General features: G+C 70.4%; 8 protein-coding genes. 7 read left to right on the top strand and 1 reads right to left on the bottom strand.

Annotation, left to right across the window (positions count from 1 at the left end; all coding sequences use genetic code 11):
* Window positions 1-53: 53 nt before the first annotated feature.
* The 7 genes from ACG0Z3_RS13650 to ACG0Z3_RS13620 all read left to right on the top strand — a co-directional run bounded on the left by ACG0Z3_RS13650 (window position 54) and on the right by ACG0Z3_RS13620 (window position 13,292).
* Window positions 54-2,042 carry a TonB-dependent receptor gene (locus tag ACG0Z3_RS13650; RefSeq protein WP_394398266.1) on the top strand — a complete coding sequence of 663 codons (1,989 nt, stop codon included), beginning with the start codon at window positions 54-56 and terminating at the stop codon, window positions 2,040-2,042.
* A gap of 155 nt (window positions 2,043-2,197) precedes the next feature.
* Window positions 2,198-3,634: a circularly permuted type 2 ATP-grasp protein gene (locus tag ACG0Z3_RS13645; protein WP_394398264.1), complete on the top strand. Its 1,437-nt coding sequence runs from the start codon at window positions 2,198-2,200 to the stop codon at window positions 3,632-3,634.
* A gap of 13 nt (window positions 3,635-3,647) precedes the next feature.
* Complete coding sequence (locus tag ACG0Z3_RS13640; protein WP_394398262.1) at window positions 3,648-4,592, top strand: alpha-E domain-containing protein; 945 nt, start codon at window positions 3,648-3,650, stop codon at window positions 4,590-4,592.
* A gap of 680 nt (window positions 4,593-5,272) precedes the next feature.
* The gene (locus ACG0Z3_RS13635) at window positions 5,273-8,725 is read left to right on the top strand and encodes a transglutaminase family protein (RefSeq protein ID WP_394398260.1); all 3,453 of its coding nucleotides are present in this window, start codon (window positions 5,273-5,275) and stop codon (window positions 8,723-8,725) included.
* A gap of 76 nt (window positions 8,726-8,801) precedes the next feature.
* Window positions 8,802-9,647, top strand: coding sequence for an alpha/beta fold hydrolase (locus tag ACG0Z3_RS13630; RefSeq protein ID WP_394398258.1), 846 nt, complete (start codon window positions 8,802-8,804; stop codon window positions 9,645-9,647).
* A 49-nt stretch (window positions 9,648-9,696) separates the two neighbouring features.
* A complete protein-coding gene (locus ACG0Z3_RS13625) occupies window positions 9,697-12,369 on the top strand; it encodes a circularly permuted type 2 ATP-grasp protein (RefSeq protein WP_394398256.1) in 2,673 nt (890 codons plus the stop codon).
* A complete protein-coding gene (locus tag ACG0Z3_RS13620; RefSeq protein ID WP_394398254.1) occupies window positions 12,366-13,292 on the top strand; it encodes a transglutaminase family protein in 927 nt (308 codons plus the stop codon). Before ACG0Z3_RS13625 ends, ACG0Z3_RS13620 begins: the two co-directional genes overlap by 4 nt.
* A gap of 122 nt (window positions 13,293-13,414) precedes the next feature.
* Here the strand turns inward: ACG0Z3_RS13620 and ACG0Z3_RS13615 are convergent, their stop codons facing one another.
* Complete coding sequence (locus ACG0Z3_RS13615) at window positions 13,415-14,491, bottom strand: PepSY-associated TM helix domain-containing protein (protein ID WP_394398252.1); 1,077 nt, start codon at window positions 14,489-14,491, stop codon at window positions 13,415-13,417.
* Window positions 14,492-14,619 lie beyond the last annotated feature (128 nt).

Here is a 14,619-nt window from a genome sequence, read left to right as displayed (position 1 = left end):
GCCTGTGCTGGCGGTGTGCGCGCCTTGCGTTTTCAGTTTCGGAATTCCTCCCCATGCGTTCCCACGTCCTGGCGCCCATCGCGGCTGCCTGCTTCACCCTGGCCGCCCAGGCCAATCCCGCGCCCACCGAGTCCCTGGACAAGGTCGTCGTCACCGGCAACCCGCTGAAGAGCCAGGTGCTGGCCCAGCCCAGCGATTCGCTGTCTGGAGACCAGCTCGTGCTGACCCGCGCCGCCACCCTCGGCGACACGCTGCAGGGCTTGCCCGGCGTGTCGGCCACCAACTTCGGCCCCAACGCGAGCCGCCCCGTCATCCGCGGGCTGGACGGCGATCGCGTGCGCATCCTGAGCAACTCCGGCGCGTCGGTCGATGCGTCCAGCCTCAGCTTCGACCATGGCGTGGCCATCGACCCGCTGGTCATCGACAAGGTTGAGGTGTTGCGCGGCGCCGCGGCGCTGTTGTATGGCGGCAACGCGGTGGGCGGCGTCGTCAACACGCTGGACAACCGCATCCCGCGCAGCTTCACGCCAGGCCTGAGCGGTGCGGCCGAGGTGCGGCTGGGCGGCGCCAGCAACGACAAGAGCGGCGCCGTCGTGCTGGACGGCGGCAGCGGCTCGGCCCATATGGGCTTTGGCTGGCACGTGGACCTGGCCGGCCGTGACGCCGGCGATCAGCGCACGCCGCGCTTCAGCAGCCCCACCGACGACGGCGCCGAGAGCCGCACCAGCGTGCGCAACGCCGCCGCGCGCAGCCATGGCGGCGCGGTGGGCGGCTCGGTGTTCTTCCAGGGCGGCTATGCCGGCGTGTCGGTGGACGACTTCCATACCGACTACGGCACGACGGCCGAGGCAGACGTGACCATCCGCATGCAGCGCCAGCGGGTCGCGACGGCGGGCGAGTGGGCCACCGCCAGCGGCCCGGTGCGCCGCATCGGCTGGCAGCTCAGCCGCAATCGCTACGAGCACACCGAGATGGAGGGCGAGGAGGTCGGCACCACCTTCAGGAGCCGGGGCACGGACGGTCGGCTGGAGGTGGAACATGCGCCCCTGGGTCCGCTGAAGGGCCTGGTCGGCGTGCAGACCGAGTCGCTGGATTTCTCGGCATTGGGCGAGGAGGCCTTCGTGCCCAGCACGCGCACGCGCAGCACCGGTGTCTTCTTGCTGGAGCAGGCGCGCCTGGCGGGCGTGGACTGGTCGGCCGGCGTGCGCACCGAGCGTGTGACAGTTGATTCCGATGGGAGCGAGCGCTTCGGCCCCGCGCAGCAGCGCAAGTTCAGTCCGCTGAGCCTGGCGTTGAGCGGCGTGCTGTCGCTGGATGGAACCTGGAGCCTGAGCGCCAACCTGAACCGCACGCAGCGTGCACCGGCCTATTACGAGCTTTTTGCCAACGGTCTGCACGTGGCGACGGCGGCCTTCGAGGTGGGCGACGCCAGTCTGGGCCTGGAGCGCTCTCGCGGCGCAGACGTGGGCCTGAAGTGGGAAGGCGGCCAGAGTCACGCCCACATCAACGTCTACGAGACGCGCTTCAGCAACTACATCGCGCTGCAGGCCAATGGCCAGACGGTGGAGGACGAGGGCGAGGCGCTGCCGGTCTACGCCTTCCAGGCCGTGCCCGCGCGCTTGCGCGGCGTGGAGATCGAGGGGCGCTGGCAGGCGCACCCGGCCGTCGCGCTGCTGGGCCAGCTGGACGCCGTGCGGGGCGAGAACACGCAGACCAGCGAGCCGCTGCCGCGCCTGGCGCCGCTGCGCGCCATGCTGGGCCTGGAGGCCAGGCAGGGTGAGTGGTCGGGGCGGCTGGAATGGCGCGGTGCAGCCCGGCAGACCCGCGCGGCGCCGTTCGACATCGCAACGGCCGGCTACGGCACGCTGCGGCTCAGCCTGGCACGCCAGTTCAACTGGGGCCAGGGCGACGCACTGTGGTATCTGAAGCTGGACAACCTCGGCAACAAGCTGGCCTACAACGCGACGGCGGTGCCCGCGCTGCGTGCGCTGGCGCCGCAGCCGGGGCGCTCGGTGAGCACAGGTTTGCAGCTGCGTTTCTAACGGCCGAAGGGCAGCATTGCGGGGCACCGGTATAACTCTGGTGCCCCGATGCGCCGGTGTCGGGCCCGCCTGCACTGCGGCGGTGCCTGAACGCACCAGATTTGGCGCTCGTTGTGGGCGCGGTTTTTGCGTCGGTGGCTGTGAGAGGAGCAACGATGCAGACCGCCTTCGATGAAATGCACGCCGCCCGCGGGGCCCAGGCCCGCGCGCACTACGAGGCCTACGCCCGCTGGCTGGCCGAGCAGCCCGAGAGCCTGATGCGCGAACGGCGCGAACAGGCCGAGCTGATCTTCCGCCGCGTGGGCATCACCTTCGCCGTCTATGGCGACAAGGACTCGGGCGAGGGCACCGAGCGCCTGATCCCGTTCGACCTGATTCCGCGCGTCATCCCGGCGTCCGAGTGGACGTCTATGCAGGCGGGCCTGGCGCAGCGTGTGACGGCGCTGAACCGCTTCATCCATGACGTCTATCACGACCAGGAGATCCTGAAGGCCGGCATCGTGCCCGCCGACGAAATCCTGAACAACGCCCAGTTCCGCAAGGAGATGATGGGCGTGGACGTGCCGGGCAACGTCTACAGCCACATCGCCGGTGTCGACATCGTGCGTGCCGGCAATGCCGACGGCTCGGGCGACTACTACGTGCTAGAGGACAACCTGCGCGTGCCCAGCGGCGTGAGCTACATGCTGGAGAACCGCAAGATGATGATGCGGCTCTTCCCGGAGCTGTTCGTCAACCACCGCATCGCGCCGGTGGCGCATTACCCTGACCTGCTGCTGGACACGCTGCGCAGCGTGGCGCCGTCCGGCGTGTCGGACCCCACCGTCGTCGTGCTGACGCCGGGCATGTACAACTCGGCCTACTTCGAGCACGCCTTCCTGGCGCAGCAGATGGGCGTGGAGCTGGTCGAGGGGCAGGACTTGTTCGTCGACGGCGGTTTCGTCTACATGCGCACGACGCGCGGGCCGAAGCGCGTGGACGTCATCTACCGCCGGCTGGACGACGACTTCCTCGACCCGCAGGTCTTTCGCGCCGATTCGCAGCTGGGCTGTGCCGGCCTGGTGGATGCGTACAAGGCTGGCAAGGTGACGCTGTCCAACGCCATCGGCACGGGAATCGCGGACGACAAGTCCATCTACCCCTACGTGCCCAAGATGATCGAGTTCTATCTTGGCGAGAAGCCCATTCTGCAGAACGTGCCCACCTACGTTTGTCGCGAGAAAGATGATCTGGCCTACACGCTGGCGCATCTGTCCGAGCTGGTTGTGAAGGAGGTGCATGGCGCCGGTGGCTACGGCATGCTGGTTGGGCCTGCGGCCACCCAGGCCGAGATCGAGGCCTTCCGTGCGCAGCTCGTGGCCAACCCGAGCAACTACATCGCGCAGCCGACGCTGTCGCTGTCGACCTGCCCGACCTTCGTTGAATCGGGCATCGCGCCCCGTCACATTGATCTGCGACCCTTTGTGCTGTCAGGCTCGTCGGTGCGCATGGTGCCCGGCGGGCTCACCCGCGTGGCGTTGAAGGAAGGCTCACTCGTGGTCAACAGCAGCCAGGGCGGCGGGACCAAGGACACCTGGGTGCTGGAAGACTGAGGGAGACGACAAGATGCTTTCAAGAACCGCTGACCACCTCTTCTGGCTGAGCCGCTACATCGAGCGGGCCGAGAACACGGCCCGCATGCTGGACATCGCCTACCAGACCTCGCTGCAGCCCCAGTCCACCGAGGAGTCCGAGCAGACATGGCGCAGCCTGGTGTCCATCTCCGAACTGAACGGCCTGTACGGTGCGAAGTACGCGGACATCAACGCGCGTAACGTCATGGAATTCATGGTGGCCGACGAGAGCAACCTCTCGTCCATCTTCAACTGCCTGCGCGCGGCGCGTGAGAACGCGCGGGCCGTGCGCGGCGCGTTGACGACCGAGGTCTGGGAGACGATGAACCAGACCTGGCTGGAGTTCCGCCGGCTGCTGCGCGAAGGCGCGCTGGCGCGCGACCCGTCGCAGCTGTTCGAGTGGGTCAAGTACCGCTCGCACCTGTCGCGCGGCGTGACGGTGGGCACCATGCTGCAGGACGAGGCCTTTCACTTCATCCGCATCGGCTCCTTCCTGGAGCGGGCTGACAACACGGCGCGGCTGCTGGACGTGAAGTTCTATCGCCACGATGGCGTCGGCAGCGAACGCGATGCGGCGCGCGACTTCTACTACTGGTCGGCCGTGCTGCGCTCGGTGTCGGGCTTCGAGATCTACCGCAAGGTCTACAGCAACGTCATCCAGCCCGACAAGGTGGCGGAACTGCTGATCCTGCGGCCCGACATGCCGCGCTCGCTGTCGCACTGCGTGACGCGCATGTTGGCCAACCTGAAGCGGGTGGCGAACCCGCAGTCGGCCGAGACGCTGCGGCGAGTGGGGCGGCTGGAGGCGGAGCTGAGCTTCGGTCGCATCGACGAGATCCTGGCGGAGGGCATGCATCCCTTCCTCGATGGGTTCTTGGCCGAGGTGGCGGACCTGGGGGCGCGGATCAGCCGGGACTTTCTGGTGCCGTCGGCCTGAGGTGAGCTTCGTGACCGATCTTTCGATGTGTCGCTCGGAGGGTTGGTTGCCGCACAGGCCCAGCCGGGACGTCGCCCCGGCGGGCGACCTTCTTTTTGAGCGACCAAAAAGAAGGCAAAAAGTCGCCCCTGACCGCGACGCCCTCCGCTGCGCTGCGGGTCCCTTGCGGTGCTCGCGGCTTGCAACCCCGCCCGGAACTCGCTTCGCTACGCTGCGCTCAAACAGCCGTGCGGAGTCAGAGCACAAAGCGCGCTGCGCGCGCGGTTGCAAGCCGCTGCGCTCCTCGGCGTCGCTAAAAGGGGGGTGAATGAACAGCCGAACCCCAACAGCCCAACAGCCAACAGCCAGGCCCGCAAGCCGGCTGGCGCCGGCTGTTCGGTATGCCCCCTTGAGCACCGCCGAGGAACGCAAGACCCGAAGCCCGCGAGCGCAGCTCGCCTCGACAACTGACTCACGACGACTGTTTGAGCAGAGCGTAGCGGCGCGAGTTCGGCGTGGGGCTTCGGGGCTTGCGTTGCTCGGGCATCCGAGCGCAGCGAGGGCGGTGCGGTCGGGGGGAGCTCTTTGCCTACTTTCTGGCGGTCCAGAAAGTAGGTCGCCCGCCGGGGCGAAATCCCGGCACGGGCCTGGCCATCAATCCAATCTCAGAGAAAGCATCGCCTTGCAGCGATGACCCACCCATGAGCATCCACGTCGCCCTCAAACACGTCACCCGCTACAAGTACGACCGCCCCGTGCAGCTCGGCCCGCAGGTCATCCGCCTGCGCCCCGCGCCGCACTGCCGTACGCCCATCCTCAGCTACTCGCTGCGGGTCGAGCCCGTCAAACACTTCATCAACTGGCAGCAGGACCCGTTCGCTAACTACCTGGCCCGCCTCGTCTTCCCCGAAAAGACGACCGAGTTCACCGTCACGGTGGACCTTGTCGCCGAGATGGCCGTCTACAACCCGTTCGACTTCTTCCTGGAACCCCACGCACAGACCGTCCCGTTCACCTACGACGAGTCCCAGCAGGTCGAGCTGGCGCCCTATCTGCAGGCACAGCCGGCCACGCCGCTGCTGGCGGCCTACCTGAAGGACATCCCCCGCACCGAGCGCGCCACCATCGACTTCCTCGTCGATTTGAACCAGCGCGTGCAGAACAGCGTGTCCTATCTGATCCGCCTGGAACCCGGCGTCCAGACGCCCGAGGAGACACTGCAGAAGGGCTCCGGCTCCTGCCGCGACTCCGGCTGGCTGCTCGTCGAGCTGCTGCGCCACCTGGGCTTGGCGGCGCGCTTCGTGTCCGGCTACCTGATTCAGCTCACGCCCGACGAGAAGGCGCTGGACGGCCCCAGCGGTACAGAAGTCGACTTTACGGATCTGCACGCCTGGTGCGAGGTCTACCTGCCCGGCGCCGGATGGATAGGCCTGGACCCGACGTCGGGTTTGCTGGCCGGCGAGGGCCACATCCCGCTCGCGGCCACGCCCACGCCCGGCAGCGCGGCGCCCATCAGCGGCGCGGTGGACGAGAGCGAGGTCGAGTTCGGCCATGAGATGAACGTCACGCGCATCTACGAGTCGCCGCGCGTGACCAAGCCTTACACCGACGCCCAATGGGCCGACGTTCTCAAGCTCGGCGAGCAGGTCGACGCCGAGCTGCGAGCTGGCGACGTGCGCCTGACGATGGGCGGTGAGCCCACCTTCGTGGCCGTGGAAGACCGCGACGCGCCCGAATGGAACACCGAGGCGCTGGGCCCCACCAAGCGGCTGTACGCCCAGCAGCTCACGCACCGCCTGCGTGACGAATACGGCCAGGGCGGCTTCCTGCATTTCGGCCAGGGCAAGTGGTACCCCGGCGAGCAGTTGCCGCGCTGGGCGCTGTCCATCTACTGGCGCGCCGATGGCCAGCCCTGCTGGCGCAACCCCGACTGGTTCGCCGACGAGCGCGAAGGCCACGCCTACACCAGCGAGCACGCCGAGACTTTCATGGGCGCGCTGACCGCGCGGCTGGGTGTGCCCGACACCCACGTGCGGCCTGGCTACGAGGACACCTTCTACTACCTGTGGCGGGAGCGCCGGCTGCCCGTCAACGTCGACCCGTTCGACTCGCGCGTCGACGACGAGATGGAGCGCACGCGCCTGCGCCGCGTGTTCGACCAGGGCTTGACCCACGTCGTCGGCTACGTGCTGCCGCTGCGCCACAGCGGCGATGCGCCAGCGCTGGCTGGCCCACGCTGGCAGACCGGCCCTTGGTTCCTGCGTGACGACCGCCTGTATTTGCACCCTGGCGACTCGCCGATGGGCTGGCGGCTGCCGTTGGATTCGCTGCCGTGGGTGGGCAAGAGCGACTTCCCCTACCTGATAGCGCAGGACCCGTTCGCGCCGCGCGGCATGCTGCCGGCCTCGGCCGCGCTGAAGGCGCAGGTGCAGGGCGTCACATCCACCGGCCCTGCACAGGGGCTGCGGCTCGGTGTGGGAGCGGCGGCTGCGGGCAGCGCCAGCGCCGGCTTCGCGCCGGGCGATTCGCCCTGGCCGCCGTCGGCCGATGCCAGCGCGCCGGTGCGCTTCGAGAGCGCGCACTGGATCACGCGCACGGCGCTGTGCGTCGAGGCGCGCGATCCGCGTCGTGCCAACGGCCCCGCGGCCGAGGCCACCGGCCAGGCCAGCGGCGTGCTGTACGTCTTCATGCCGCCGCTGGAAAAGCTGGAGCACTACTTGGAGCTGCTGGCTGCCGTGGAGGCCGCCTGCGAGGACACCGGCTTCAAGATCGTGCTGGAGGGCTACCCGCCGCCGCGTGACCCGCGCCTGAAGCTGCTGGCCGTCACGCCGGACCCCGGCGTCATCGAGGTCAACATCCACCCGGCGCACAACTGGTGCGAGCTGGTGCAGCACACCGAGTTCCTGTATGAGGCCGCGCGGCAGACCCGCCTGTCCAGCGAGAAGTTCATGATGGACGGCCGCCACAGCGGCACCGGCGGCGGCAACCACTTCGTGCTGGGCGGCGCCACGCCGGCGGACTCGCCCTTTCTGCGGCGCCCGTCGCTGCTGGCCTCGCTGCTGGCCTACTGGCACAACCACCCGTCGCTGAGCTACCTCTTCAGCGGCCTCTTCATCGGCCCGACCAGCCAGGCGCCGCGCGTGGACGAGGCGCGCAACGACCAGCTGCGCGAGCTGGAGATCGCGCTGGCCGAGATCCACAAGCTGGCCGATCGCCACGGCGAGGATGTGCCGCCCTGGCTCATCGACCGTACGCTGCGCAACGTGCTGGTTGACGTGACCGGCAACACGCACCGCAGCGAGTTCTGCATCGACAAGCTCTACTCGCCGGACTCGTCGACCGGCCGCCTGGGCCTGCTGGAGTTGCGTGCCTTCGAGATGCCGCCGCATGCGCGCATGAGCATCGTGCAGCAGCTGCTACTGCGCGCGCTGATCGCCCGCTTCTGGAAGGCGCCCTACCGCGCGCCGCTGGTGCGCTGGGGCACTGAGCTGCACGACCGCTGGCTGCTGCCGCACTTCGTGCGCGACGACTTTGCCGACGTCATGCAGGACATGCAGGACGCCGGCTACGCGCTGGATGCCGCCTGGTTCGCGCCGCATGTCGAGTTCCGCTTCCCCAAGCTGGGCGAGTTCGCTGCGCGCGGCGTGCACGTGACGCTGCGCGGCGCGCTCGAGCCCTGGCATGTGATGGGCGAGGAGGGCTCGGCTGGCGGCACGGTGCGCTATGTGGACGCATCGCTGGAGCGGCTGGAGGTGCACGTCAGCGGCCTCGTCGATCCGCGCCACCGCATCACCGTCAACGGCCAGCCGCTGCCGCTGCAGCCCACCGGCCGCGTCGGTGAGTTCGTGGCCGGCGTGCGCTACCGCGCGTGGCTGCCGCCGTCGGCGCTGCACCCCACCATCGGCATCCACGCGCCGCTGACGCTGGACCTCGTCGACACCTGGCAGCAGAAGTCGCTGGGGGGCTGCCGCTACTACGTCGCCCACCCGGGCGGCCGCAACTACGCGACGCTGCCCGTCAACGCCTACGAGGCCGAGAGCCGCCGCTTGGCGCGCTTCACGTCGCACGGCCACACGCCTGGTCGCGTCGAGGTGGGCGAGCCGCAACGCAGCCTGGAGTTCCCGTTCACGCTGGATCTGCGCAAAGTATCCTGACGCGCTGCCAACCTGCCACGACCACTCTTTCGCCGCCGGGCCGCTTGGCCGCGCGCGGTGTCCGAGCGCTTCCGCCATGCACATCGAGATCCAACCCGGCGTCCGCCTGTTCTTCGACATCGAAGGCCTGGGTCACGTGCCCGAGGGGCGTGCGCTGAAGGAGCGGCCGACGCTGCTGCTCATCCATGGCGGCCCCGGCTTCGACCACACGGGCTTCCGGCCCTTCTTCAGCCGCTTCACGGACCTCTGCCAGGTCGTCTACTTCGACCAGCGCGGCCATGGCCGCAGCAGCCCGCGGCCGCTGGACGAGATGCGGCTGGACGTCTTCGCCGATGATGTCGTGCGACTGTGCGAGGCGCTGGGCATCGAGAAGCCCATCGTGCTGGGCCAGAGCTTCGGCGGCTTCGTCGCGCAGCACTATCTTGCGCGTCACCCGGCGCACCCGAGCAAGGTCGTGCTGTCCAGCACCTCGCACCACTTCGGCCTGGCGCGCAAGATCGAGCGCTTCGGTGCCCTGGGCGGGCCGGCCGCGGCCCAGGCCACGCGCGACTTCTGGGAGCGCCCGGGCCCCGACACCTGGGCGGCGTACGAGCAGCACTGCCGCCATCTCTACAACACGCAGCCCAAGCCGCCTGACGCCGGTGGCTGGATGCAGTTCAAGCCCGACATCCTGTTCGAGCACACCCGCACCGAGCTGCCCGGCATGGACCTGCGGCCCGGTCTGGCGAATGTGCAATGTCCCGTGTTGGTGATGGCGGGTGAACAGGACCCCGTCACGCCGCCGGAGGACGCGGCCGAGATCGCGGCCGCCATACCGCCGCAGTGGCTGGCCGGCTTGGTGCGCTTTCCCGGCGTGGGCCATGGCGCCTGGCGCGACGACCCGGCTGCGGCCGAGTGCGTGCTGCGCGGCTTCCTCGCCTAGCCGTGGTCAGGGATTGCTTGACAATCCCGTCCCTCCCCAGATCCGCGCCATGTCCGAGCCCACCCCCAGCCAGTGGAGCCTGCTCCCCGATGAGCCGGACGACCCCGGTGCGCCCGATCCGCTGGTGCAGGCGGGCGCTAGCGCGCTGCGCAGCCGCGACGGGCACTTCTATGAGCTGACCGGCCAGGTCAACCAACCGGGCGAGCCGCAGGCCGGCCTGGCGCCGCGCTGGCAGCGCTTTTTCCAGGCCGGCGCGGCCGCCGGCTGGCAGGAGCTGTCGGCCAAGACGCTGCGCGTGCAGCGCCGCGTGCTGGAAGATGGCGCCAGCTACAACGTGCACAGCGACGCCCCCCCGCTGCCCGGCCAGGAGGGCACCGAAGGTGCGCTGGCCCGCCACTGGCCGCTGGAGCTGCTGCCCATGCTTATCGAGCCGGGCGAGTGGCGCGACATCGAGGCCGGCATCCTGCAGCGCGCGCGGCTGCTGGAGGCCGTCATGGCCGACACCTACGGCGAGCGCCACCTGCTCAAGGAAGGGCTGCTGCCGGCGTCGCTGGTGCTGGCCCATCCGCAATACCTGCGTGCTATGCACGGCAGCCGCCCGCCCGGGGACGTGCACCTGCACGTGCTTGCCTTTGACCTGACCCGCGCCAGCGACGGCCACTGGTGGGTGGTGGGCCAGCGCACGCAGGCAGCGTCGGGCCTGGGCTATGTGCTGGAGAACCGGCTCATCATTGCGCAGCAGTTCCCCGAGGCCTTTCGGCAGATGCAGGTGCAGCGGCTGGCCGCCAGCTACCGCGACTTCATCCAGGCGCTGGTGAAGCTGTCGCCCGCCGGGGAGCGCAGCCCCCAGGCCCGCGTGGCGCTGCTGACGCCGGGGCCGCGCAACGAAACCTACTTCGAGCAGGCCTTCCTCGCGCGCTACCTCGGTATCACGCTGGTGGAAGGCGCCGACCTGACCGTGCGCGCCGACAAGGTCTACCTGAAGACGCTGGCCGGCCTCGAGCGCGTGCACGTGCTGCTGCGCCGCGTGGACGACACCTGGCTGGACCCACTGGAGCTGCGCCCCGAGTCCATCCTCGGCGTGCCGGGCCTGCTGCAGGCGGCACGCGCGGGCGAGGTCGTCATCGCCAACGTGCCGGGCGCCGGCTGGCTGGAGAGCCCCGGCCTCACCGCCTTCTGGCCCGCCGTGGCCGAGCGGCTGCTGGGCGAGCCGCTGAAGCTGCCGGCCATCCAGAGCTGGTGGTGCGGCGAGGAAAGTGCATGGCGCGCGCTGCGGCCGCGCCTGGCGGAGTTTGTTGTCGTGCCCACCTTCTCGGCCAGCGCCACCACGCGGCATTTCGCGCCGGTGGTGGCGGCCGAGCTGGGCGAGCGCGAACTGCAGGCGCTTGCCGAGCGCATCGACGCCGACCCCACGGCCTACACGCTGCAGGCGCGCGTCAAGCCGACCAAGCAGCCCGTGTGGGTGCGCGGCGCGCTGGAGCCGCGCGTGGCCGTGCTGCGCGTGTTCGCGCTGACCGACGGGCAGGGCGGCTGGAAGGTGCTGCCTGGCGGCCTCACGCGCGTAGCGCCGCGGCGCGACCCGCTGGCCGACGCGTGGCTGTCCATCCAGCGTGGGTCCTTGAGCGCCGACACCTGGGTCATGACCGACGGCGAGGTGGACCGCACCACCTTGCTGTCGCAACCGTTGCAGGCTACCGACCTGCGTGACGCGCACTGGACCGTCACCAGCCGCGCCGCCGAGAACCTGTTCTGGCTGGGCCGCTACGCCGAGCGGGCCGAGAACAGCGCGCGGCTGGCGCGCCATGTCATCGAGGCCAGCGTCATGGTGCAGCGCGGCGCCATGCCGGCACCCATGCTGCCGCTGCTGGATGCGCTGGCGCGCCGCCACAGCCTCGTCGGCGCGGACGCACCGCATGCGCAGGACGACCCGCGCGGCTTCGAGCGCGCGCTGCTGGGCGCGCTGCTGCCGGGCTCGGGCATCCACAGCGTGGGCTGGAACCTGCGCGCGCTGCAGGGCTGCGCCCAGGCGCTGCGCGAGCGGCTGTCGCCCGAGGCCTGGCGGCTCATCCACGAGGCGGCGGCCCAGTTCGAGCAGCACCTGCGCGCTGTGCTGGACCGCCCGGCCCACGCCCTGCCGATGACCGACGTGCTCAACGTGCTGGCGCGCGCCGACACCCACCTGGCCGCCATCACCGGTGTGCAGACCGACCGCATGACCCGCGACGACGGCTGGCGGCTGCTGTCCATCGGCCGGCAGATCGAGCGGCTGTCCTTCCACGCCGAGGTGCTGGCCGAGGCCTTCGAGCAGACCGGCCCGGGCGCACAGCCCCTGGCCCTCACCGAGGACGGCTTCGCGCTGCTGCTGGGTGTGTTCGACTCCACCATCACCTTCCGCGCCCAGTTCCAGGCCCGCCGGGAGGCCGCGCCGCTGCTGCACCTGCTGGTGCACAACACCGACAACCCACGCTCGCTGGCCTGGGTGGCACGCACGCTGCGCGAGCGATTCAACAAGCTGGCCCGTCACGACCCCGCCTGGGCCGCCGGCGTCGTGAGTGAGCTGCCCGTCCCCGAGGCCTGGCCGCTGGCCGGGCTGACCGCATCCGCGCCGCTGCTCGTGCAGCAACTGCGTCGCGCGGCCGCGCAGGCGGGCGAGTTGTCGTCGGTGCTGAGCCACCGCTATTTCGCGCATGTCACAGGCGCCGAGCAGCGGGTGTGGCAATGACGGTGACGCTGTCTGTCCACCACGTCACCGACTACACCTACGGGGCTGCGGTGGAGTGGGCGCACCACACCGCCTGCCTGGCCCCGCGCGAGACGCCCTGGCAGCGTGTGGCCGGCTGGCAGCTATCCATCGACCCGCTGCCCGACGCCTGGGGCATCGAGAGTGTCGCGCTGGACGCCGCCGCGCTGGCGCCCCATCTGCGCCGCGACCCCTGGGGCAACCGCCACCTGAGCTTCGGCCATGCGCGCGTGCATGAGGAGCTCATCGTCGACAGCCGCTTCGTCGTCGAGCTGCAGGACCGTCCCGCCCCGGATCCAAACCGCGGCCCGGCGTGGGAGGCTGTCGCGCGTGGCTTGCGCTATCGCGCCGGCCGGGGGCTGCAGGAGGCCGATGAGTTCGCGCTGGCCTCGGCCTATGCGTCGCCCGACGAGGCGCTGGCCGCCTATGCTCGCCGCGCCTTCCTGCCCGGCCGCACGCTGGCCGCAGCGGGTCTGGCGCTGATGCACCAGATCCACGCCGACCTGCGCTACCTGCCGCACAGCACGACGGTGGTCACGCGCGCTGCCGACGCGCTGGCGCAGCGCAGCGGCGTTTGCCAGGACTTCGCCCATGTCTTCATTGCCGCCTGCCGCGCGCTGGGGCTGGCGGCGCGCTATGTGTCGGGCTATCTGCTGACGCGGCCGCTGCCGGGCGTTCCCAAGCTGGTGGGTGCCGACGCGTCGCACGCCTGGGTGGAGCTGTGGTGCCCCGAGCAGGGCTGGCTGGCGCTGGACCCGACCAACGCCGTGCCTGCCAATCTGGACCATGTGACGCTGGCCTGGGGGCGGGACTACGCGGACGTGGCGCCGCTGCGTGGGGTGCTGCGGGGGGGCGGCGTGGCGACGTTGAAGGTCGGGGTGACGGTGGAGCCGGTGGCGGCCTGAGCGAGCGTGCCGTTGCGACTCTCCAGCGCATCGGCGCCCCAGCTGGAGGCCCGCTGCTGCCACACCGGGCCGGCATGATCACTCGCTACATCGGCACGGAAGAGCCTGCAGGCCCTCGTGGCTCAAGCGCACGCCCGCTGCCGGCGGCGCCACCACAGCCAGGCGCCCGTGCCCAGCAGCGTGGCGGGCAGCAGGCCGAATCCCGTCCAGATCAGCCGTGCCGTCAGGCCGAGCGCTTCGCCGCTGTGCAGGGGGAACAGGCTGTCGACCACCTGGTTGCCGGCCGGTGCGGCCAGCGGGTCGTAGCGCTCCAGCACGCGGCCTTGGCGGTCCAGGCGCACACGCGTGTAGCCGGTGGCTGCGCGCAGCTCGCCCGGTTGAAGCAGCCGCACCTCGACCGCGCCCTTGGCCGACAGCGTGAGGCGGGACCAGCGGGCTGCCGGAAACTCGCGCTGCGCGGCCGCTATCCAGGCGTCCGGACCTGGCGTGTCTGATGCTCTCGGCGTCGCCTCGGGCGCGCGCAGGGTCGACAGCTTGACAAGGCGCTGCAACGGCAGCACGGCGGCTACGCCGTCGCGGGTCGGGTTGGGGAAGACGAGGGCGGCGCCCGTCACCGAGAGCACGAGCGCCACCGGCAGCAGCCACAACCCTGCGGCCCGGTGCAGCTCATACCAACGGCGCGCCGGCGGGCCTTGCCAGCGCACCCTCAGCGCCTGGGCCCAGGCCTTCAGCCGCGGCCCGGTCGCGCGTGGCCACGACAGCCACAGCCCGGTGAGCGTGAGCCCGGCGAAAAGCAGGGCCGCGATGCCGGCGATGACATGCCCGGTCTCGCCGCCGAGCAGCCGGCTGTGCAGCTCATACAGCAGCGGGACGGCATGGGCTGCATCCAGGCGCAGGGCGCCGCGCTCGCGCGCGCCCAGGTAGCGGCCGCAGTCGGGGTCGATGAAATGCTCGGTGCGCCAGCCGCTGGCCGCGTCACGGTCCTCCCACACCTGGAAGGTGGCGCCGGGTTCGCGTGGGGCGACCACGGTCTGCGCCCGCGCGCGCGGGGCGTGCTCGGCCAGCAGGCTCAGCGTGCTGGCCACCGGTGTGGCCGAAGCAGCGCAGGCCGAGGCGGGCGCGCGAAACCAGGCCGGGTTGAGCGCCGCGTCCAGCGAGGCCTGCCAGACCATCAGGCTGCCTGTCAGCCCCAGCAGCACCTGCGTATTTCAGCGATCGTGGACGCCCATTTCAGGCTGATCGTGGACGGCAAAACTGAGCTTGCCGTGGCGGCGCCGGGGAGGCGCGCAGGAACTGGTTTGAATGTAGCTGAATCGTCCACGATGAG

Source organism: Pelomonas margarita, assembly GCF_043555875.1.
Taxonomy (GTDB): domain Bacteria; phylum Pseudomonadota; class Gammaproteobacteria; order Burkholderiales; family Burkholderiaceae_C; genus Pelomonas; species Pelomonas margarita.
Note: the sequence above shows the minus strand (reverse complement) of the source record. Positions and strands in the feature narration are given on the sequence as shown.